Source organism: Acidovorax sp. LjRoot38, from assembly GCF_964252975.1.
GTDB lineage: Bacteria > Pseudomonadota > Gammaproteobacteria > Burkholderiales > Burkholderiaceae_C > Acidovorax > Acidovorax facilis.
The window spans coordinates 78440-98325 of sequence record NZ_CAXUPT020000001.1; the positions used below are offsets into that span (position 1 = coordinate 78440).

At 65.5% G+C, this 19886-nt stretch carries 16 protein-coding genes; 1 reads left to right on the plus strand and 15 read right to left on the minus strand.

Annotation, left to right across the window (positions count from 1 at the left end; translation table 11 throughout):
* The first annotated feature begins 1 nt into the window (after position 1).
* A complete protein-coding gene (locus ACSQ22_RS00385; protein ID WP_436129070.1) occupies positions 2-3652 on the plus strand; it encodes a hydantoinase B/oxoprolinase family protein in 3651 nt (1216 codons plus the stop codon).
* A 51-nt stretch (positions 3653-3703) separates the two neighbouring features.
* Here the strand turns inward: ACSQ22_RS00385 and mnhG are convergent, their stop codons facing one another.
* From mnhG to serC, 15 genes are all read right to left on the minus strand, one after another.
* The gene (gene mnhG / locus ACSQ22_RS00390; protein ID WP_436129071.1) at positions 3704-4096 is read right to left on the minus strand and encodes a monovalent cation/H(+) antiporter subunit G; all 393 of its coding nucleotides are present in this window, start codon (positions 4094-4096) and stop codon (positions 3704-3706) included.
* A complete protein-coding gene (locus ACSQ22_RS00395; protein WP_094290927.1) occupies positions 4093-4371 on the minus strand; it encodes a K+/H+ antiporter subunit F in 279 nt (92 codons plus the stop codon). Before ACSQ22_RS00395 ends, mnhG begins: the two co-directional genes overlap by 4 nt.
* Positions 4368-4898, minus strand: coding sequence for a Na+/H+ antiporter subunit E (locus ACSQ22_RS00400; RefSeq protein ID WP_436129072.1), 531 nt, complete (start codon positions 4896-4898; stop codon positions 4368-4370). The genes ACSQ22_RS00395 and ACSQ22_RS00400 overlap by 4 nt, the downstream gene beginning before the upstream one ends.
* The gene (locus ACSQ22_RS00405; RefSeq protein ID WP_436129073.1) at positions 4895-6622 is read right to left on the minus strand and encodes a monovalent cation/H+ antiporter subunit D; all 1728 of its coding nucleotides are present in this window, start codon (positions 6620-6622) and stop codon (positions 4895-4897) included. The genes ACSQ22_RS00400 and ACSQ22_RS00405 overlap by 4 nt, the downstream gene beginning before the upstream one ends.
* Positions 6619-6984: a Na+/H+ antiporter subunit C gene (locus ACSQ22_RS00410; RefSeq protein ID WP_063460563.1), complete on the minus strand. Its 366-nt coding sequence runs from the start codon at positions 6982-6984 to the stop codon at positions 6619-6621. Before ACSQ22_RS00410 ends, ACSQ22_RS00405 begins: the two co-directional genes overlap by 4 nt.
* On the minus strand, positions 6975-9941 hold the full coding sequence (locus tag ACSQ22_RS00415; protein ID WP_436129074.1) for a monovalent cation/H+ antiporter subunit A: 2967 nt from the start codon (positions 9939-9941) through the stop codon (positions 6975-6977). Before ACSQ22_RS00415 ends, ACSQ22_RS00410 begins: the two co-directional genes overlap by 10 nt.
* 115 nt (positions 9942-10056) lie before the next feature.
* Positions 10057-10521, minus strand: a complete 465-nt coding sequence (locus tag ACSQ22_RS00420) for a ComEA family DNA-binding protein (RefSeq protein WP_436129075.1) — start codon at positions 10519-10521, stop codon at positions 10057-10059.
* Between the two features lie 40 nt (positions 10522-10561).
* Positions 10562-11719, minus strand: coding sequence for a lipopolysaccharide assembly protein LapB (lapB, locus tag ACSQ22_RS00425; protein WP_436129076.1), 1158 nt, complete (start codon positions 11717-11719; stop codon positions 10562-10564).
* Entirely contained in the window at positions 11709-12038 is a 330-nt protein-coding gene (locus tag ACSQ22_RS00430; RefSeq protein ID WP_055402518.1) for a LapA family protein, read from the minus strand. The genes lapB and ACSQ22_RS00430 overlap by 11 nt, the downstream gene beginning before the upstream one ends.
* Positions 12039-12159: 121 nt before the next feature.
* Positions 12160-12510, minus strand: coding sequence for an integration host factor subunit beta (locus tag ACSQ22_RS00435; RefSeq protein WP_228898028.1), 351 nt, complete (start codon positions 12508-12510; stop codon positions 12160-12162).
* Positions 12511-12632: 122 nt separating this feature from the next.
* Complete coding sequence (rpsA, locus tag ACSQ22_RS00440) at positions 12633-14333, minus strand: 30S ribosomal protein S1 (RefSeq protein WP_304439398.1); 1701 nt, start codon at positions 14331-14333, stop codon at positions 12633-12635.
* Positions 14334-14524: 191 nt separating this feature from the next.
* The gene (locus ACSQ22_RS00445; RefSeq protein WP_436129077.1) at positions 14525-16567 is read right to left on the minus strand and encodes a bifunctional 3-phosphoshikimate 1-carboxyvinyltransferase/cytidylate kinase; all 2043 of its coding nucleotides are present in this window, start codon (positions 16565-16567) and stop codon (positions 14525-14527) included.
* A 135-nt stretch (positions 16568-16702) separates the two neighbouring features.
* Entirely contained in the window at positions 16703-17575 is an 873-nt protein-coding gene (locus ACSQ22_RS00450) for a prephenate dehydrogenase (protein ID WP_055402512.1), read from the minus strand.
* A gap of 12 nt (positions 17576-17587) precedes the next feature.
* Positions 17588-18685: a prephenate dehydratase gene (gene pheA / locus ACSQ22_RS00455; RefSeq protein WP_218300002.1), complete on the minus strand. Its 1098-nt coding sequence runs from the start codon at positions 18683-18685 to the stop codon at positions 17588-17590.
* Positions 18686-18739: 54 nt separating this feature from the next.
* The gene (gene serC / locus ACSQ22_RS00460) at positions 18740-19849 is read right to left on the minus strand and encodes a 3-phosphoserine/phosphohydroxythreonine transaminase (protein ID WP_121506109.1); all 1110 of its coding nucleotides are present in this window, start codon (positions 19847-19849) and stop codon (positions 18740-18742) included.
* Between the last annotated feature and the right edge of the window lie 37 nt (positions 19850-19886).

Consider the following 19886-nt stretch of genomic DNA (forward strand, 5'->3'; position numbering starts at 1 on the left):
CATGTCCCACCAAGTTTCACCCATGTCCCGCTGGCAGTTCTGGATCGACCGGGGCGGCACCTTCACCGACGTGGTGGGCAAGCGGCCGGACGGCACGCTGGTCACGCACAAGCTGTTGTCGGAGAACCCCGAGCAGTACAAGGATGCGGCTGTCGCAGGCATCCGCCACCTGCTCGGTTTGAAGCCCGGCGAACCCGTGACGCCCGAGCTGGTGGAGTGCGTGAAGATGGGCACCACCGTGGCCACCAACGCGCTCTTGGAGCGCAAGGGCGAGCCCACGCTGCTCATCACCACCAAGGGTTTCAAGGATGCGCTGCGCATCGCCTACCAGAACCGCCCGCGTCTGTTCGACCGCCACATCGTGCTGCCCGAGCTGCTGTATGAGCGCGTGATCGAGGCGCAGGAGCGTGTGGGTGCACGGGGCGAGGTGATCGATCCGCTGGACGAAGCCCACCTCAAGGAACGCCTGTGGGCCGCCTACGACGCAGGCCTGCGCAGCGCGGCCATCGTGTTCATGCACGGCTACCGCTACACCGCCCACGAAGAGGCTGCGGCCCGGATTGCGCGGGAGGTGGGCTTCACGCAGGTGAGTGCATCGCACGCCACCAGCCCCATGATGAAGCTGGTGAGCCGGGGCGACACCACGGTGGTGGATGCGTACCTGTCGCCCATCCTGCGCCGCTATGTGGACCAGGTGGCGAGCGAAATGCCGGGCGTGAAGCTGTTCTTCATGCAGTCGTCAGGCGGGCTGACGGACGCGCAGGTGTTCCAGGGCAAGGACGCGATCCTGTCGGGCCCCGCAGGCGGCATCGTCGGCATGGCCCGCACCGCCGGTTTGGCAGGCCACGACAAGGTCATCGGCTTTGACATGGGGGGCACCAGCACCGACGTGAGCCATTACGCGGGCGAGTTCGAGCGCGAATTCGAGACCCAGGTGGCGGGCGTGCGCATGCGCGCCCCGATGATGAGTATCCACACCGTGGCGGCCGGTGGCGGCTCCATCCTCGGCTTTGATGGCGCACGCTTCCGCGTCGGCCCCGAAAGCGCGGGCGCCAACCCCGGCCCCGCCAGCTACCGCCGGGGCGGCCCGCTGGCCGTGACCGATGCGAACGTGATGGTGGGCAAGATCCAGCCCGCGCACTTCCCCAAGGTGTTTGGCCACGCTGCGAACGAGGCGCTGGATGGCGATGCGGTGGCACAGAAGTTTGAAGGCCTCGCCACACAGACCGGACGCAAGGCCGAGGATGTGGCCCACGGCTTCATTCAGATTGCCGTGCAGCAAATGGCCAATGCGATCAAGAAGATCAGCGTGGCGCGCGGCTACGACGTGACGCGCTACACGCTGCAGTGCTTTGGCGGCGCGGGCGGTCAGCACGCCTGTTTGGTGGCCGATGCGTTGGGCATGACGCGCGTGTTTGTGCACCCGCTGGCGGGCGTGCTCAGTGCTTACGGCATGGGCCTGGCGGACCAGAACGTGATCCGTGAACAGGCGGTGGAAACCAAGCTCGCGCCCGAAGCGCTCGCAGGCATCGAAGCCACGCTGGACCAACTCGCCACCACCGCGCGCACCGAGCTGGAGCGCCAGCAGGTGGGCGCGGGCACAGCCGTGGTGCACCGCCGCGTGCATGTGCGCTACGAGGGCAGCGACTCCGCACTCATCGTGCCATTTGGCTCGCTGGCCGAAATCACCGCCGCGTTCGAGAACGCCTACCGCCAGCGTTTTGCGTTCCTCATGCAGGGCAAGGGCCTGGTGGTGGAGGCCGTTTCCGTCGAGGCCGTGGTGCCCGGCGATGCGCCCGTGGAGCCGCGCCACACGCTGCAACCTGCGCGCGAGGTGCCGCGCCGCAGCACTGTGCGCATGTACACCGGCGGCATCGATGGCGTTGCGGCATGGCACGACGCCGCGCTGGTGGTGCGCGAGGATCTGCGCCCCGGCGATGTGATTCCCGGCCCGGCCATCATTGCCGAGAAGAACGCCACCACCATCGTGGAGCCCGGCTGGGAGGCCGAGCTGACCGACCTGGACCACCTGCTGCTCAACCGCCGCGTGGCCCGTGCCGTGCAACACGCCGTGGGCACCACGGTGGACCCGGTGCTGCTCGAAGTGTTCAACAACCTGTTCATGAACATTGCCGAACAGATGGGCCTGCAGCTGCAGAACACGGCGTATTCGGTGAACATCAAGGAGCGGCTGGACTTCAGCTGTGCGCTGTTCGACACGGCGGGCAACCTGATTGCCAACGCACCGCACATGCCCGTGCACCTGGGCTCCATGGGCGAGAGCATCAAGACGGTGATCCGCGAGAACGCGGGCCGCATGCAGCCTGGCGATGTGTTCGTGCTCAACGACCCGTACCACGGTGGCACGCACCTGCCGGACATCACGGTCATCACGCCGGTCTACATCGCCAACGAGGCCGAGCCCACGTTCTACGTCGGCAGCCGGGGCCACCACGCCGATGTGGGCGGCACAACGCCTGGCTCCATGCCGCCGTTCTCCACGCGCATCGAGGAAGAGGGCGTGCAGATCAACAATGTGAAGCTGGTGGAGCGCGGTGTGCTGCGCGAGGCGGAGATGATTGCGCTGCTGGAAAGCGGCGAATATCCATCCCGCAACCCGCAACAGAATATGGCCGACCTGCGCGCGCAGATCGCCGCCAACGAAAAGGGCCAGCAGGAGCTGCGCCGCATGGTGGGCGAGTTTGGCCTGGATGTGGTGTTGGCCTACATGCGCCATGTGCAGGACAACGCTGAGGAATCTGTGCGCCGCGTCATCACACGGCTGAAGGACGGCGCGTTCACGGTGCCGCTGGACAATGGCGCGCAGATCAGCGTGGCCGTGAAGGTGGATGCAGAAAGCCGCAGCGCCACCATCGATTTCACCGGCACCAGCGAGCAGCAGACGAACAACTTCAACGCGCCCACGGCGGTGTGCATGGCGGCGGTGCTGTATGTGTTCCGCACGTTGGTGGATGACGACATTCCGCTGAACGCGGGGTGCCTGAAGCCGCTCAACGTGATCATCCCGCCGGGCAGCATGCTCAACCCCAACCCCCCAGCCTCGGTGGTGGCGGGCAATGTGGAGACCTCCACCTGCATCACCAACGCGCTGTATGGCGCCTTGGGCCTGATGGGGGCGGGGCAGTGCACCATGAACAACTTCACCTTTGGCAGCACGCGCTACCAGTACTACGAGACCATCTCGGGGGGCAGCGGCGCGGGCGGCGTGTGGGATGCCAACGGGCAGCTCACTGGCGGTTTTGCAGGCACCAGCGTCGTGCAATGCCACATGACCAACTCGCGCCTGACGGACCCAGAGGTGCTGGAGTTCCGCTTCCCCGTGCGGCTGGAGGGCTACGAGATCCGCAAGGGATCGGGCGGTGCCGGGCAGTGGAAAGGTGGCGACGGTGGCATCCGCCGCGTGCGCTTTCTGGAGCCGATGACGGCCAGCATTTTGTCCAACGGCCGCCACCATGGCGCGTTTGGCATGGCGGGCGGCCGGCCGGGCGCTGTGGGTATCAACAAGGTGGTTCGCAGCGATGGCCGGGTGGAGCTGCTGGACCATATCGGCCAGGCCGAAATGCTGCCGGGCGATGTGTTTGAAATCCACACGCCGGGCGGCGGCGGTTTTGGATCTTCAGACCAAAAGTAGGAGTAAAAATGGCTGCTTGCGCGCGTCCATCAAGCGCAAGCAGCTATCAAATCAGGAGTCTTTGCCTTCTGCGGGTGCCTTGGGCTGGCTGAGGCTGGGCGGCACGTCCAGCCCCATCTGCCGCGCGCGGAACAGCGCCGCGCGCATCAAGAAGATCGACATGATCGGCACCGTGATCGCCACAAACACGGCGATCAGCAGCGCATGCAGCGCCAGGCTGCGGTCGGCCACCGAGAAGTACAGCACGGTGCCATGCATGATCAGCCAGCAGCCCAGCGTGGCGATGATGGCGGGCGCATGCACACGCTCGAAAAACGTGGGCAGGCGCAGCAAGCCGGTGGAGCCCAGCAGGGCCAGCCCGGCGCCCGCCAGCACCAGCAAGGCCACGATGATTTCAAGCCAAAGCGGCAGCACGGCAGCGGCAGTGGTAGCGGCTTCAGTCATTCGATCACCTCGCCACGCAGCAGAAACTTGGCCATGGCCATGCTGCCCACAAAGCTGAACAGCGCCAGCAGCAGCGCAGCTTCGAAGTAGTTCTTGCTGCCATACAGCAGGCCCAGCACCAGCATCACCAGCATGCCGCTCAGGTACATGCAGTCGAGCGCCAGCACGCGGTCTTGTGCGGAGGGGCCCTTGAGCAGGCGCACCAGCGCGCAGCCCATGGCCAGTGCCAGCATGAACAGGGCGATGGGGAGGGCCCAATCCAGTATCGGGGTCATTCAAAAATCTCCATCAAAGGGGCCTCGTAGCGCCGCTTCACGTCGGCGATCACGGTGGCGGGGTCGTCCAGCTCCAGCACGTGCAACAGCAGCATGCTGCGGTCCAGCGACAGCTCGGCCCAGGCGGTGCCGGGGGTGATGCAGACGATCATGGCCAGCACGGCCAGCGCGTTGGGGTCGCGCACATCGAGCGGGATGTGCACAAACCCTGCAGGGTGGCGCCTGCGGCCGGGCGCCAGCAGCAGGCGGGCCACGGCCAGGTTGGAACGGGTGGTGTCGGCCACCACCGTGAAGGCCAGGCGCAGCACGGCGCCCGGTTTGCGCACGCGCACCGGCAGCGGGCGCAGCCCGGCCGTGAGCAGCGGAATCGCCAGCGCCAGCACGCTGCCCAGCACAAAATGCCCGGCACTCAGGCTGCGGTTGAGCAGCAGCCACAGGCCCAGCAGCGCCAGCGACAGCAGGGGCGCGGGCACCAGCCGCTTGAAGGGCCGGGGCGATGTGGATGTGGGAAGGGGCTCTGGCTTCATGGCAGGTTGCCCCCTGGTGTGGTGGCAGGCTGGGGCGGGTTGGGCACGGGCTCAGCGGTCATCACCGCGCGCATGTAGCCAGCGGGCGCGTGCAATGCGTCGGCCGTTGCCTGGGTGTAGCGCATCACAGCGCCGGCCTGCCAGGCCAGCGCCGCGCAGGCACCCAGCAGCAGGGCAATCGGCAAGCCTTCCAGTACCAGCAGCTTGGGGGCCGACCGATCATGTGCGGCCCAGAAATGGCGGATGCCTGCACGGGTCAAGGCCACCAGCGCCAGCAGGCCCGAGGCCACCAGCAGGGCCACCAGCGTCCAGCCCGCCGCGCCCAGCTGGAACCCGCTGGATGCGCCCAGCCCCAGCGGGTTGAGCAGCGCATGCACCATGGCGAACTTGCCCACAAACCCTGGCAGCGGTGGCAGGCCCGCAATGACCAGCGTGCAGGCGATGAAGGCCAGACCCAGGAAGGCAGCGGCCGCAGGGATCACCTCGCCGATGAGCGCCTCCTCCTTGTCGTCGAGGTTCATGCCTTCTGTGGGCACCAGATCGGCCGACAGGAACGGCGCGTCGTCGGTCTGCTCGTAGGGTGCGAGGTTGGAGCCGTCGTTGCGCCAGCGGTCGATCAGGTCGGTCAGCAGGAAGAGAGCGCTCACCGCCAGCGTGGAGCTGAGCAGGTAGTACAGCAGCCCGCCTGTGAGCAGGTTCTGGCCGAAGCCCACGGCAGCCAGCAGCGTGCCCGACGACAGGACGGCGCTGAAGCCTGCCAGGTGCCCCAGGCGCTGCGAGCCCAGCATGCCGATGGCGCCAAAGGCCATGGTGAGCAGGCCCCCGCCAATCAGCCATTGGCTGCCAAACTGGGCCGATTCACCGGCCTCGGGGCCAAACAACAGCGTCCACAGCCGCAGCACGCTGTACACCCCCACCTTGGTCATCAGCGCAAACAGTGCGCCCACGGGCGCCGTGGCCGCGCTGTAGGCGGGTACCAGCCAGAAGTTGAGCGGCCACACAGCGGCCTTGATGAGAAAAGCCACCGCCAGGATGGCCGCCGCTGCATGCAGCAGGCCCCGGTCTGCAGGCGCAATGCCTGCAATGCTCTGCGCCAGGTCGGCCATGTTGAGCGTACCGGTGATGCCATACAGCATCGACACGCCAATCAGGAACAGCGAGGAGGCTGCGAGGTTGATGGCAATGTAATGCAGCCCGGCAGACACGCGTGGGCGCCCCGAGCCATGCAGCAGCAGCCCGTAGGAGGCGGCCAGCATGATCTCAAAGAAAACGAACAGGTTGAACAGGTCGGCGGTGAGGAATGCACCGGCCAGCCCCATGAGCTGGAACTGGAACAGTGGGTGAAAGTGCACGCCCGCGCGGTGCCAGCGCGCCGCAGAGAACAGCACGGTAGCCAGCGCCACGGTGCTGCAGAGCACCAGCATCATGGCCGAGAGCCGGTCGATGGTGAGCACGATGCCAAATGGCGCGGGCCAGTTGCCGGGCAGGTACACGCCCAGGCCGCCGGGCAGGCTGGGGTCCTTTGCCTGGACCAGCAGCAGCACGGCCACCACCAGGCCCAGAAAGGTCGAGGTGATGTTGAGCGTGACCTTGGTGCGCTGGCGCTCTTCGCGCAGCAGTAGCATGAGCCCGGCTGTGAGCAGGGGCAGCGCGATGGGCGCGAGGATCAGGTGCGGCATCAACCACGCGGTGATCGATGCGGTGATGCTGGTGCCTCCCGTCATGGCATTTCCTGCACGTCTTTACCCTTGGTGCCGTCCACATGGTCAGTGCCCGCCATGCCACGCGATGCCAGCAGCACCACCAGGAACAGCGCCGTCATGGCAAAGCCGATCACGATGGCCGTGAGTGTGAGCGCCTGGGGCATGGGGTCGGCATAGTGGGCCAGGTCCTGCGGCAGGCCGGGCTGCAGTACGGGCTCCTTGTCAATCGCCAGGCCCAGGCGGCCCATGCTGAAGATGAAGAGGTTGACTGCGTACGACAGCAGCGACAGGCCCATGATGACCTGGAAGGTGCGTGGGCGCAGCAGCAGCCACACACCCGAGCCGGTGAGCACACCGATGGCCAGGGCCAGTATCAGTTCCATGCAGTTTCTCCCCGGGTGGTGGGCGCTGTGGCAGCAGCGGCTTGTTCTGCCGCCTCGTCGTCGGCGCGCGCATTGTTGTAGCGGTGGCTGCGCACCGACTGGTGGGCAATGCCGGTGAGGATGAGCATGGTGGAGCCCACCACCAGGGTGAACACGCCGATGTCGAAGAACAGCGCGCTGGCTACATGGATCTCGCCCACCACCGGCAGCGCAAAGTGCGCTGTATGGCTGGTGAGGAAGGGGTAGCCCCAGGCCCAGGCGCCCAGGCCCGTGGCTAATGCCGCCAGCAGGCCCACGCCGATCCAGCGGCGCGGGTACAGCGGCAGGTGGGCCTCGACCCAGGACGTGCCCGAGACGATGTACTGCAGCAGCAGCGCCACCGAGAACACCAGCCCCGCCACAAAGCCGCCGCCGGGCTCGTTGTGCCCGCGCATGAAGAGGTAGACCGCGACCAGCGTGGCAAAGGGCAGCATCAGCCGCACCAGCACGGCGGGCACCATGAGGTAGCCCACGGCGGTGTCGGCAGTCTGGCGCGGGTTGGTCAGGTCGGTGTCCACATCGGCGGGCAGGGCGCGCTGCTGGGGTGGCAGGTCCATCACTTCGCGCGCGGGGCGGAAGCGCCGCAACAACGCATACACCGTGAGCGCCACGATGCCCAGCACCACGATCTCGCCAAAGGTGTCAAAGCCCCGGAAGTCCACCAGCATGACGTTGACCACGTTGGTGCCGCCCCCGTCGGTAAGGGCGCGCTCCAGGAAGAAGGTGGAGGTGCTGTCGGGGAAGGGGCGGCTCATCATCGCGAACGACAACAGCGCCATGCCTGCGCCCGCGCTCAACGCCAGTGCCAAGTCCCGGTAGCGGCGCAGCTGGGTCCGGCGCTCTTCGGCCAGGGTGGGCACACGCAGGCTTTCGTCGCGGCGGGGCAGCCAGCGCAGGCCCAGCAGGATGAGGATGGTGGTCACGATCTCCACCACGATCTGTGTGAGCGCAAGGTCGGGCGCCGAGAACCACAGAAAGGTCAGGCACACGCACAGGCCCGCGCCGCCCAGCAGTGTGAGTGCGGCCAGTCGGTGGTACTTGGCCTGCCAGGCCGCCGCCACGGCGCACACGGCGCCCAGCAGCCACAGCAGCGCAAACGTGGGCGACAGTGGCAACTGCACGCGGTCGCCAATTGGCAGTCCCCGCGCCCACAGGGGCAGGGTACCCGCCACCAGGGCCGCTGCGGCCAGCCACAGCATCTGCCACTGCAGGCGGCTGGTGCCCAGCAGGCGGCGGCCGTTGCGGCCCGCCAGCGTGAGGGCGGCCAGCAGGTGCTCAAACATGCGCTGGCCGCTCAGGTGGTGCATGAGGGGCGGTGCATCCAGCATGCCGCGCGCGCGCTGGCGCCGCAGCAGCGCATACAGCGCAATGCCACCGCCCAATGCCACCAGGCTCATTACAAACGGGGTATTAAAGCCATGCCACACCGCTAGGCTGTACGTGGGCAGCTCGCCGCCCACCACGGGCCGTGCGGCGGCGGCCAGGTAGGCACCCACCGACCAGGCGGGCAGCGTGCCCACCACCAGGCAGGCCAGCACCAGCAGTTCGACAGGAACGCGCATCCAGTGCGGCGGCTCATGGGGCGGGCGCGGCAGGTCGGTAGCGGGTGGGCCAAAGAACACATCCACCGTGAAGCGCAGCGAGTACGCCACGCTGAACATGCCGGCCACTGTGGCGGCGACGGGCAGCAGCCATTCGAGCATCGGCGTGGTGTTCACGTACACCGTCTCGGCAAAGAACATTTCCTTGGACAGGAAGCCGTTGAGCAGCGGCACGCCCGCCATGGCCGCGCTGGCCACCATGGCCAGGGTGGCGGTGATGGGCATCATCCTGCGCAGGCCCGACAGGCGCCGTATGTCGCGCGTGCCGCTTTCATGGTCCACAATGCCCACGGCCATGAACAGCGAGGCCTTGAAGGTCGCGTGGTTCATGATGTGGAACACGGCGGCCACGGCAGCGAGCGGGCTGTTCAGGCCCAGCAGCAGGGTGATGAGGCCCAGGTGCGAGATGGTCGAGTAGGCCAGCAGGCCCTTGAGGTCGTTCTGGAACATGGCCGCGTAACCGCCCACCAGCAGCGTGGCCAGGCCCGCACCGCCTACCAGCCAGAACCACTCTTCCGTGCCCGACAGTGCGGGCCACAGCCGGGCCATCAGGAACACACCGGCCTTCACCATGGTGGCCGAGTGCAGGTAGGCCGATACGGGCGTGGGCGCAGCCATGGCGTGGGGCAGCCAGAAGTGGAACGGGAACTGTGCGCTTTTGGTGAGCGCGCCCAGCAGTATCAGCACCAGGGCCGTGAGGTACAGCGGATGGTTCTGGATGAGCTGCCCGGCCGCGAGCACATGGTCCAGGTCGTAGCTGCCCACGATGTGGCCCAGCACCAGCATGCCCGCCAGCATGGCCAGCCCCCCTGTGCCGGTCACCGTGAGCGCCATGCGCGCACCGCGCCGCGCATCCTTGCGGTGGTGCCAGTAGCCGATCAGCAGGAAGGAGAACAGGCTGGTCAGCTCCCAGAAGAACGCAATCTGGATGATGTTGCCCGACAGCACCACACCCGCCATCGCTCCCATGAACGCCAGAAAAAACGAGAAGAAGCGTGGCACCGGGTCGGCGGCCGACATGTAGTAGCGCGCATACAGCACCACCAGGCTGCCCACGCCCAGCACCAGCATGCAGAACATCCAGGCAAAGCCATCCATGCGGATGACGAGGTTCAGTCCCAGGGCGGGCAGCCAAGCCAGCTCTTGCCGGAGCACGCCGCCGTCTGCAATCTGCGGGAAGTAGAGCGCCGCCTGCACGGTGCAGAACAAGGCAATGAGCCCGGCGAGCGTGGACTCGGTGTTGCGGGCATTGGCGGGCAACACTGCCGCCAGCAGGCTGCCGATGAAGGGGAGGAGGATAAGGGTGATCAGGGGCATGCGCGAACAATTTTAGGGGCAGCCCCTAAAAACCCTGCCCAGCCCTTGCTGCCGAGCTTGTGGTGGGTGCAAAAAAAAAGCCCGCTGGAGCGGGCTTGCTGCTTGTGAAGTCTGCTTAGTTTTTGCTAGCGCTGGCTGCTGGGGTAGCGGCAGGGGCGGGGGCTGCAGGTGCCGCTGTTGGTGGTGTGGCTGGTGCTGCGGCGGTCTTGTCTGCGCTGCTGCGGGCCTTGCGTTCGGTGCCCTCGTGGCTGGCGGTTTTTTCTTTCTCTTTCTGTTTGCTCTTGGCTTCCGCCTTGGCGGCGGCCGCTGCGCTGTACTTCTTGCCGTTGACGGTCAGGCCCTCCTTGGAGAAGTTCACGGCGCTTTTGTTGCCCACGCCACCCACGCGGCCAATGAAGTCGGCCCAGTCCTTGAAGGGGGCGCTCTTGCGTTCTTCCAGGATGCGGCCCGACAGGCCGGGCCCGATGCCCTTGATGCCGTCGAGTTCGGCTTCGGTGGCGGTGTTCACGTCCACGGCGGCGAAGGCGGCGGTGGTGGCCAGCAGCAAAGTGGCGATCAGGGTCAGCAGTGTCTTCAGCATGGTGGCGGGTGTCCTTGGCGTGGAGGGCTGGAATGGCGGGTCAGAGTTCTTCGACGCGGCGCGCGGGGTAGCTGTCCCAGGTCTGGCAGCCGGGGCATTGCCAGAAATGCTGGCGCGCCTCAAAGCCGCAGGCCGCGCAGCGGTAGCGTGTGAGGGGTTTCACTGCATGCTCCAGCGCCCGCTGGACCTGGGGGTGGAACTCCTCGTGCTCCAGCTTTTCGGTGGCCAGCCATTTGGCGGCGGCCACCAGCGAGCGTTCCTTGTCCAGATGCTCCACATAGCGCTGCCGGGCGGAACCGCTGGTGGTGGCGTCAGCGGCCTCCATGGCCACGATGCTCTCCAGCACGTCGAGCGAGGGTGCCTGTTCATAGTGGGCCTGCAGCAGGCCATGGACCTCGGCGGTGCGCCCGCTGGCTGTGGCGGCTTCGACCATCAGTGGGGCGGCCAGAGGCAAGGCCGCAGGGTTGCGTTCACCCAGCGTCTTGAGCGTGGCCAGCACGGCGGCGGGTTGGCCCATGAGGCGCTGCAGCCGTGCCAGTTCGATGCGCGCGCGCGCTGCCTCGGGGGCGGCGGCCACCGCCTGTTCCAGCAGCGCCTGGGCGGCGGGCAGGTCGCCCTGCGCAATCAGGGCCAGTGCCTGTTCGCACAGGTAATGTGCCTGCCGGGTGCTGAAATCGCCCTGGTCGGCGTCGTGCATCTTGCGGGCAATGGTGGCGGCGTGCGGCCAGTCGCGCGAGCGCTCGTAGATGGCCAGCAGGGCCAAGCGGGCCTGGGCCTCGAAGGGCGTGCCTTCCAGGCGGTGCAGTGCGTCTTCCGCGCGGTCGAGCAGCCCGGCCTTGAGGAAGTCGAGCGCCAGCGCGTGCTGGGCACGGTCGCGGTCGGTGCGGGAAAGGTCGCCGCGCGAGAGCAGGTGCTCGTGCACGCGCACGGCGCGGTCGTATTCGCCCCGGCGGCGGAACAGGTTGCCCAGCGCAAAGTGCAGTTCGGAGGTGTCGGGGTCGTTCTGCACGGCCTCGATGAAGGCGTCGATGGCCTGGTCCTGCTGCTCGTTGAGCAGGAAGTTCAGGCCCTTGAAGTAGGCCTTGGGCGCGCGGCGGTTTTCTGCACGCAGTTGGCGCAGGTCAAAACGCGAAGCCAGCCAACCCAGCACAAAGGCCACGGGCAGACCCAGCAGGATCCAGGTCAGGTCAAATTCCATGGGCTGAAGGCAGGTCGGGCGGTGGTGGCGGGGCAGGGGGCATGGAGCCCGCTGCTGCGGAGGATGCCACGGGCGTAGGCGCTGCCACCGCTGCATGGGCGCGTCGCGCTGCGGTGCGGTGCCTCCACCAGCGCGGCACCATGCCCAGCACTCCCACGGCCAGGCCCGCTGAAAATGCGGTCAACACCACCAGCACCAACGGCGCGCGCCATTGCGTGCCAAAGAAGAAGTGCACGGTGGCGTCCTGCTGGTTGTTCAGCGCGAAGGCAAACAGCGTAAAAAAAATGGCTGCCTTGAGCAGCCACAGGAGGTATTTCATCGGTCTCCCCAGTGGTGGGGCGATTCTAAGAGCTTGTGCCTGCTGGGCCGTATGGCCCTTGCAGGATAAGAATTCAAGTCAAATAGGCCTCTAGCGCTTATCTGTAAAGCGCGAGCAGCTATTATTTTTGAACGGTTGTGCTGCTGGCGGCACCCGAGTTTTCTTCCATCTCGGCGGTGCGCTTGTCCACGGCTTCACGCAGGGCCTTGCCAGGCTTGAAATGGGGCACCCGTTTTTCAGGGATGGCCACGGCCTCGCCGCTGCGCGGATTGCGTCCCATGCGGGGTGGGCGGTGGTTTACCGAGAAGCTGCCAAAGCCCCGGATCTCGATGCGGTGCCCACGCACCAGGGCCTCGCCCACGGCGTCCAGGATGGTCTTGACGGCGTATTCGGCATCTCGATGGGTGAGCTGACCAAAGCGCGCGGCCAGTTCTTCAACGAGGTCTGAGCGGGTCATGGAATCTTGGGGCATGGGCAGGCTGCGGGTGGGCAGGTCTTTGCTGAAAAAAGAGCGGGCGCCGAGGCGCCCGCTGTCTGACCGTACAAGGAGCTTACCGCGCAATGTGCGCTGAGGCTCCTCAACGGGTCAGCGCTTTACTTTTCCGAGTTGTCCAGCTTGGCGCGCAGCAGGGCGCCCAGGCTGGTCGTGCCGGCGCTTTCGCGGCTGGACTGTTGGCTCAGGTTGGCCATGGCGCCTTGTTCGTCAGCCATGTCCTTTTGCTTGATCGACAGCTGAATGTTGCGGGTCTTGCGATCCACGTTGACCACCACGGCCGTGACTTCGTCGCCTTCCTTGAGCACGTTGCGGGCATCTTCCACGCGGTCGCGGGAGATTTCCGAAGCGCGCAGGTAACCCACGATGTCTTCGCCGAGGTCGATTTCAGCGCCACGGGCGTCCACGGTCTTGACCTTGCCGGTCACCGTCTGGCCCTTGTCGTTCACCGTCACGAAGGTCGTGAATGGGTCGCCGTCGAGCTGCTTGATGCCCAGCGAGATGCGTTCGCGGTCCACGTCCACGGCCAGCACGATGGCTTCCACTTCCTGGCCCTTCTTGTAGTTACGAACTGCGGCTTCGCCAGCTTCGTTCCACGACAGGTCAGACAGGTGAACCAGGCCGTCGATGCCGGCAGCCAGGCCCACGAACACGCCGAAGTCGGTGATCGACTTGATAGGACCCTTCACGCGGTCGCCGCGCTTCGTGTCCTGTGCGAATTCTTGCCATGGGTTGGCCTTGCACTGCTTCATGCCCAGGCTGATACGGCGCTTGTCTTCGTCGATTTCGAGGACCATGACTTCGACTTCGTCGCCCAGCGAAACCAGCTTGGCGGGAGCGATGTTCTTGTTGGTCCAGTCCATTTCAGACACGTGCACCAGGCCTTCGATGCCGGGTTCGAGTTCGACGAACGCGCCGTAGTCGGCAATGTTCGTGATCTTGCCGAACAGGCGGGTACCTTGTGGGTAGCGGCGGTTCACGCCCATCCATGGGTCGTCGCCCATTTGCTTCAGACCCAGGGACACGCGGTTCTTTTCGGTGTCGAACTTCAGGATCTTGGCCGTGATTTCCTGGCCAGCCGTCACCACTTCGGAGGGGTGACGCACGCGGCGCCATGCCATGTCGGTGATGTGCAGCAGGCCGTCGATGCCGCCCAGGTCCACGAACGCACCGTATTCGGTGATGTTCTTGACCACGCCTTGAACGATGGAGCCTTCCTTCAGGGTTTCCATCAGCTTTGCGCGCTCTTCGCCCATGGAGGCTTCCACCACAGCGCGGCGGCTCAGCACCACGTTGTTGCGCTTGCGGTCCAGCTTGATGACCTTGAATTCCATGGTCTTGTTTTCGTACGGCGTCAGATCCTTGATCGGACGGGTATCGATCAGCGAACCGGGCAGGAATGCGCGGATGCCGTTGACCAGAACGGTCAGACCGCCCTTGACCTTGCCGCTGGTCGTGCCAGTGACGAATTCGCCGGATTCGAGGGCCTTTTCCAGGCTCATCCACGAAGCGAGACGCTTGGCGGTGTCGCGCGACAGGATGGTGTCGCCGTAGCCGTTTTCGATGGAGCCAATGGCCACCGACACGAAGTCACCCACTTGGACTTCGACTTCGCCCTTGTCGTTCTTGAACTCTTCCAGCGGTACGTAGGCTTCGGACTTGAGGCCAGCGTTCACGACCACGAAGTTGTGCTCAACGCGCACGACTTCAGCGGTGATGACTTCGCCTGGGCGCATTTCCGTGCGCTGCAGAGATTCTTCAAAAAGGGCGGCAAAAGATTCGGACATGTGTTTCCTTGCCACAAACAGGATTCCAGTAGCACCATTGCTACTGTTTTTATAGCTGCTTGCGGTGGTTTTTTGCGGTAGAACCGCGGGTTAGGTTATCGATCCACACAACCTGTGCGCTGGCGCGCGAGAGGAGTTGCGTGGGCCTGTGGCAAGGCCTTTCAGCATTGCCTGTGGAGCCCGTTCTAAAAAAGGCGCCACACGTTTCAACCCTGCGCAGACCCTGCGAAAGGTTGACGCTCTTGCCACCAGGCCAGCACCTTTTCAACGGCTTGTTCAATCGTCAAATCGGAGTTGTCCAGGACCAGAGCGTCCTGCGCGGGCTTGAGAGGTGCAACGCTGCGGGTGCTGTCCCGGGCGTCGCGCGCTTCCAGATCTGCGCGGAGGTCTGCGATACTAGCCGAAAAACCCTTTGAAATCAACTGTTTATAACGGCGCTCGGCGCGGCAGGCAGCGCTGGCCGTCAAATAGACCTTCAAAGGGGCCTCGGGGAAGATCACCGTGCCCATGTCCCGGCCGTCGGCGACCAGCCCCGGCAGACGCTGGAAGCTGTGTTGCAGATCCACGAGCGACCCCCGCACGGCGGGCAGGGCAGAGACGCGGGATGCGTTCATGCCGGCCTCTTCGGTGCGGATGGCTTCCGTTACATCGTCGCTGCCCAGCCACACCCGGCCCCCTTCGAAACGCACGGGCAGCGTCTGCGCCAAGGCGGCAATGCGGGCCTCGTGCTCGGGGCTGATGGCCAGGCCAGCGCGCAGGGCGGCGAGGGCCGTGATGCGGTACATCGCCCCAGAGTCCAGGAACCGGTAGCCCAGGCGCTGCGCGACCGCAGCCGCCACGGTGCCCTTGCCCGAGGCGGTGGGGCCGTCGATGCAGATCACCGGGATGTGGCCAGTGGCAGTGCTTGCCACCGAGAACAGGGCTTCAAAGTAATCCGGGAAGGTCTTCGCCACGCATTTGGGGTCTTCAATGCGCACGGGCAGGCCCGCTGGGTTGAACGCCGCCAGCGAGAAGCACATCGCCACGCGGTGGTCGTCGTAGGTGTGAATGCTGGCCGCTTTCCAGTCTTGGGCTTGGGCAGGTGGCGTGACGCGGATGAAGTCCGCCCCTTCTTCCACCGTGGCGCCGAGCTTGCGCAGTTCGTTGGCCATGGCGGCGATGCGGTCGGTTTCCTTCACGCGCCAGCTGGCGATGTTGCGCAGCGTGGTGGTGCCCTCGGCATACAGCGCCATCACGGCCAGCGTCATGGCGGCATCGGGGATGTGGTTGCAGTCCAGGTCAATGGCCTTGAGCGGCCAGCCCTGGCCCGGTTCACCCCGCTGGATGTGCAGCCAGTTGGGGCCACCGGTGACCACGGCACCCATGGCGCGGGCGGCATCGACAAAGCGGATGTCGCCCTGGATCGAATCGAGGCCCACGCCTTGAATTTTGATGCCATTCTGGCCGCCAGCGCTTGATGTGATTGCGCCAAGCGCTATGAAATAGCTAGCAGATGATGCGTCGGCCTCGACGTGGATGGTGTCGGGCGACTGGTAGCGGCTGCCCGCCGCAATCGTGAACCGCTGCCAGTTCTGGTGCTCGACCACGATGCCGAAGCGCGCCAGAAGCTGGAGGGTGATGGCGATGTAGGGCTTGGAGATCAATTCCCCCACCACATCGATCACGATGTTCTGGGTGCCAGCCGCCAGTGGCAATGCCATGAGCAGAGCGGTCAGGAACTGGCTGGACACATCGCCGCGCACGCGGATTGGCTCTGCCAGTGCCAGCGCAGGGACGCCATTGGCGTGGGCGATGCGCAGCGGCGGGTAGCCGTCGTTCCCCAGGTAGTCGATCTGGCAACCCAGCTGGCGCAGTGCATCCACCAGGTCGCCAATAGGGCGCTCGTGCATGCGCGGGACGCCCGACAGCTCGAATTCACCGCCCAGCAAGGCCAGTGCGGCCGTCAGCGGGCGCATGGCAGTGCCAGCATTGCCCATGAAGAGCTTGGCCGGCGACTGCGGTGCGCGGCCGCCCAGGCCCGTGATGTGCACGGTGCTGCCCGCCTCGTCCACGGTGCAGCCAATCTGGCGCAGCCCGTCGAGCATGACGCGGGTGTCGTCGGACGCCAGCAGGTCGTGCACGGTGGTGGTGCCATTGCTCAGCGCCGCCAGCAGCAGCACCCGGTTGGAGATGCTCTTGGAGCCCGGCAGGTGGACTTCACCTGCAGCGGCTTGCAAGGGGGGCAGGTCAATAAATGCGGTGCTGTACATCGGTATCTTTCGTCCATTGGTCCAAGCGCCCGTCATTACTGGCGCAGGCCCATCCCAGTGCACCCGTGGAACTGGCTTTGCCAGGCCACTGGGTGCGTCCCCCTTGGGGGAAGGCGCCGCAGGCGACTCAGGGGGTTATTTTCTCTTCGCACCCATGCGCCAATGCGCCCGGGTCTCGCTGGCCAGCGTCAGCATGTCTTCCAGCGCCTGGGCATCGCCCTTTTGCATGGCCTGCTCGATGGTGTGCAGTGCCTGCTGGAACAGCTTGGACTGGGCGATCAGCTCGTCGCGGTTGGACAGCAGGATGTCGCGCCACACCTTGGGATCACTGGCCGCGATGCGCGTGAAGTCCCGGAACCCCGGGCCCGCCAGCGATAGGAAGTCGTCTCCGGTGTCCTGGCCCGTGATGCTGTTCATCATCGCAAAGGCGAGCACATGGGGCAGGTGACTGACAGCTGCAAACGCCGCATCGTGCGACTCGGGCGACATGCTGGTCACACGGCTGCCCAGGGCCGTCCAGATGTCCTGGGCTTTTTGCAGCTGCGCGGTGAAGGTGCGTTCGGTGGGCGTCAGGATCACCTGGCGCCCGCTGTAGAGGTCGGCCTCGGCGTGTTCCACGCCCGACACTTCGCGCCCGGTGATGGGATGTGCGGGCACAAACGAGCCCACCTGATCGCGCAAGGCGCGGCGTGCGGCCTGCACCACATCGGCCTTGGTCGAGCCCACGTCCATGATCAGCATCTGGGGGGTGACCAGGTGCTTGATGGCCTTGAGCGTGGCTTCGGTGGCGGCCACGGGCACGGCCACCAGCACAATGTCAGCGCCAGCAACGGCCAGCAAGGCGGACGGCGCCTCGACATCGATCACACCCAGCTGACGGGCGCGGTCGGTGGTGGAAGGTGATTTGCTGTAACCCACCACGCGTTTGACCAGGCCGGCCTTCTTCATGGCCAGGGCGAATGAGCCTCCCATGAGCCCGCAGCCGATCAGTCCCAGTTGTTCGAACATGGCGACGGCTCCTTATGACGAGACAGGGTAGGTGCCCAGGACCTTGTAGAACGCGCACAGGCTGCGCAGTTCTTCCAGCGCCCTGGCCACATGGGGCTGGGCAGGATGGCCGTCGAGATCGATGTAGAAGTAATACTCCCACTGGCCGGTGCGGGCGGGGCGCGATTCGAATCGCGTCATGGACACACCGTGCGTCTTGAGTGGCACCAGCAGGTCGTGCACGGCGCCAGGGCGGTTGGGCACCGACACCACAAGGCTGGTGCAGTCCTTGCCCGAGGGCGGTGGCGTCTGCAGCGTGTGCGGCAGGCAGATGATGGCGAAGCGGGTGCGGTTGTAGGCGTCGTCCTGAATGGCGTGGGAGACGATGTGCAAGCCGAACTGAGTGGCTGCGCGTTCGCTGGAGAGTGCCGCCCAGGCAGGGTTGGTGGTGGCCAGGCGTGCGCCTTCGGCATTGCTGGACACCGGGCGGCGCTCGGCATGCGGCAGGTGCTTGGACAGCCATGCCTGGCATTGTGCGAGCGCTTGCGGATGGGCCAGTACCACCTCAATGCCATCCAGTGAGTTGCTGGTGCGCAGCAGGTTGTGGCGCACGAGCAGGCTGACTTCGCCCACCACGTGGGTGGGGGTGTGCAGGAAGAGGTCGAGCGAGCGGGTGACCACGCCTTCGGTAGAGTTCTCCACGCCCACGACGCCGTACTGCGCGCTGCCAGCGGCTGTGGCGTGGAACACTTCGTCGAAGTTGGCGCAGTACATCAGGTCGGCCGCGCCGCCAAAGAACTCGATCGCTGCCTGCTCGCAGAACGTGCCCTCGGGGCCGAGCACGGCCACACGCTGGGGCGATTCGAGCGCAAGGCAGGCGGACATGATCTCGCGCCAGATGGCAGCGACGTGCGCACCCTTGAGCGGCCCAGGGTTGGCATGGGTGATCTTGTCGATGACCTGGGCTACACGGTCGGGTCGGAAAAAGGGCGTGCCTTCGCGCTTCTTGACTTCACCCACCTGTTCGGCCACGAGCGCCCGTTGGTTCAGCAGCGTGAGCAGTTGCTGGTCGATGCTGTCGATCTGCACGCGCAGGCTGGCGAGGTCGGGTGAGGCTTGCGGAGTGTTCATGGATGGGAAAATTTCGGTGCGCTGTCGCGAAAACGTGGGTGGGCCGTAGTCCGCTCAGGCGTGTTTTTGTTCAAATTCTCGCATGTAGTCCACCAGCGCCTGCACGCCCGCCAGGGGCATGGCGTTGTAGATGCTGGCGCGCATGCCGCCCACGGACTTGTGGCCCTTGAGCTGCAGCAGTCCGCGCTCCTTGGCGCCGACCAGGAAGGCTTCGTTGCGGCTTTCGTCGCGCAGGAAGAACGGGATGTTCATGCGCGAGCGGCAGTTGGCAGCCACCTTGTTTACATACAACTGCGAGCTGTCGATGGCTTTGTAGAGAAGATCCGCCTTGGCCATGTTGCGCTGCTCCATGGCTGCCACACCGCTCAAGGCCCCTTCGGTCTGGCGCTTGAGCCACTGGAAGGTCAGGCCTGCAACGTAGATGCCCCAGGTGGGGGGGGTGTTGAACATGGATTGGTTTTCTGCCACCACGCGGTAGTCAAACGCGCTGGGGCAGGCGGGCAGGGCGTGGCCCAGCAGGTCCTCGCGCACGATCACCAGCGTGAGGCCCGCAGGCCCGAGGTTCTTCTGCGCACCGCCAAAGGCAAGTCCGACACGTGACCAGTCCACCGGCCGCGATGCGACATGGGAAGAGAAGTCAATGATCAGCGGTGCATCGCTGCCCAGCGCCTTCAGGTCGGGCAACTCGTGGAACTCGGTGCCATTGATGGTTTCGTTGCTGCAGATGTGCAAATAGCTCGCGCCCCGGCTCACCGTCCAGGAGGCCGGGTCGGGCACGGTGGTGAAGCCGGTGTCTTCGGAGGAGGCCACGATGTTCACTTCGGATGCGTATTTGCGCGCTTCCTTCTGCGACTTTTGGCTCCAGCTGCCAGTCACCACAAAATCAACCACACCGGCCCGTGAGAGATTGAGCGGGACGATCGCGTTCTCGGCCAGGCCACCGCCTTGCATGAACAGGATCTTGAAGTTGGCGGGCACGGCCAGAAGCTCGCGCAGATCGGCTTCCGCCTGTTCGTAGATGGACAGGAACTCTTTGCCCCGATGGCTCATTTCCATCACGCCCATGCCGCTGCCATGCCAGTCCAGCATCTCGGCGGCGGCCTGCTCCAGGACTTCGGTGGGTATGGCGGCTGGGCCGGCCGAGAAGTTATATGGGCGTTTCATTTTTTTGGTCAAAAAGGCTGCTGGCGCTTATCAAATA

Bases quoted from the DNA above. Each gene is read 5' to 3' on its own strand.
- ACSQ22_RS00415 (WP_436129074.1), bottom strand. From the start codon at position 9,941: ATGCCCCTGATCACCCTTATCCTCCTCCCCTTCATCGGCAGCCTGCTG.
- pheA (WP_218300002.1), bottom strand. From the start codon at position 18,685: ATGAACACTCCGCAAGCCTCACCCGACCTCGCCAGCCTGCGCGTGCAG.
- ACSQ22_RS00405 (WP_436129073.1), bottom strand. From the start codon at position 6,622: ATGACGGGAGGCACCAGCATCACCGCATCGATCACCGCGTGGTTGATG.
- ACSQ22_RS00385 (WP_436129070.1), top strand. From the start codon at position 2: ATGTCCCACCAAGTTTCACCCATGTCCCGCTGGCAGTTCTGGATCGAC.
- ACSQ22_RS00400 (WP_436129072.1), bottom strand. From the start codon at position 4,898: ATGAAGCCAGAGCCCCTTCCCACATCCACATCGCCCCGGCCCTTCAAG.
- mnhG (WP_436129071.1), bottom strand. From the start codon at position 4,096: ATGACTGAAGCCGCTACCACTGCCGCTGCCGTGCTGCCGCTTTGGCTT.
- lapB (WP_436129076.1), bottom strand. From the start codon at position 11,719: ATGGAATTTGACCTGACCTGGATCCTGCTGGGTCTGCCCGTGGCCTTT.
- serC (WP_121506109.1), bottom strand. From the start codon at position 19,849: ATGAAACGCCCATATAACTTCTCGGCCGGCCCAGCCGCCATACCCACC.
- ACSQ22_RS00435 (WP_228898028.1), bottom strand. From the start codon at position 12,510: ATGCCCCAAGATTCCATGACCCGCTCAGACCTCGTTGAAGAACTGGCC.
- ACSQ22_RS00420 (WP_436129075.1), bottom strand. From the start codon at position 10,521: ATGCTGAAGACACTGCTGACCCTGATCGCCACTTTGCTGCTGGCCACC.
- ACSQ22_RS00445 (WP_436129077.1), bottom strand. From the start codon at position 16,567: ATGTACAGCACCGCATTTATTGACCTGCCCCCCTTGCAAGCCGCTGCA.
- ACSQ22_RS00450 (WP_055402512.1), bottom strand. From the start codon at position 17,575: ATGTTCGAACAACTGGGACTGATCGGCTGCGGGCTCATGGGAGGCTCA.
- ACSQ22_RS00430 (WP_055402518.1), bottom strand. From the start codon at position 12,038: ATGAAATACCTCCTGTGGCTGCTCAAGGCAGCCATTTTTTTTACGCTG.
- ACSQ22_RS00395 (WP_094290927.1), bottom strand. From the start codon at position 4,371: ATGACCCCGATACTGGATTGGGCCCTCCCCATCGCCCTGTTCATGCTG.
- ACSQ22_RS00410 (WP_063460563.1), bottom strand. From the start codon at position 6,984: ATGGAACTGATACTGGCCCTGGCCATCGGTGTGCTCACCGGCTCGGGT.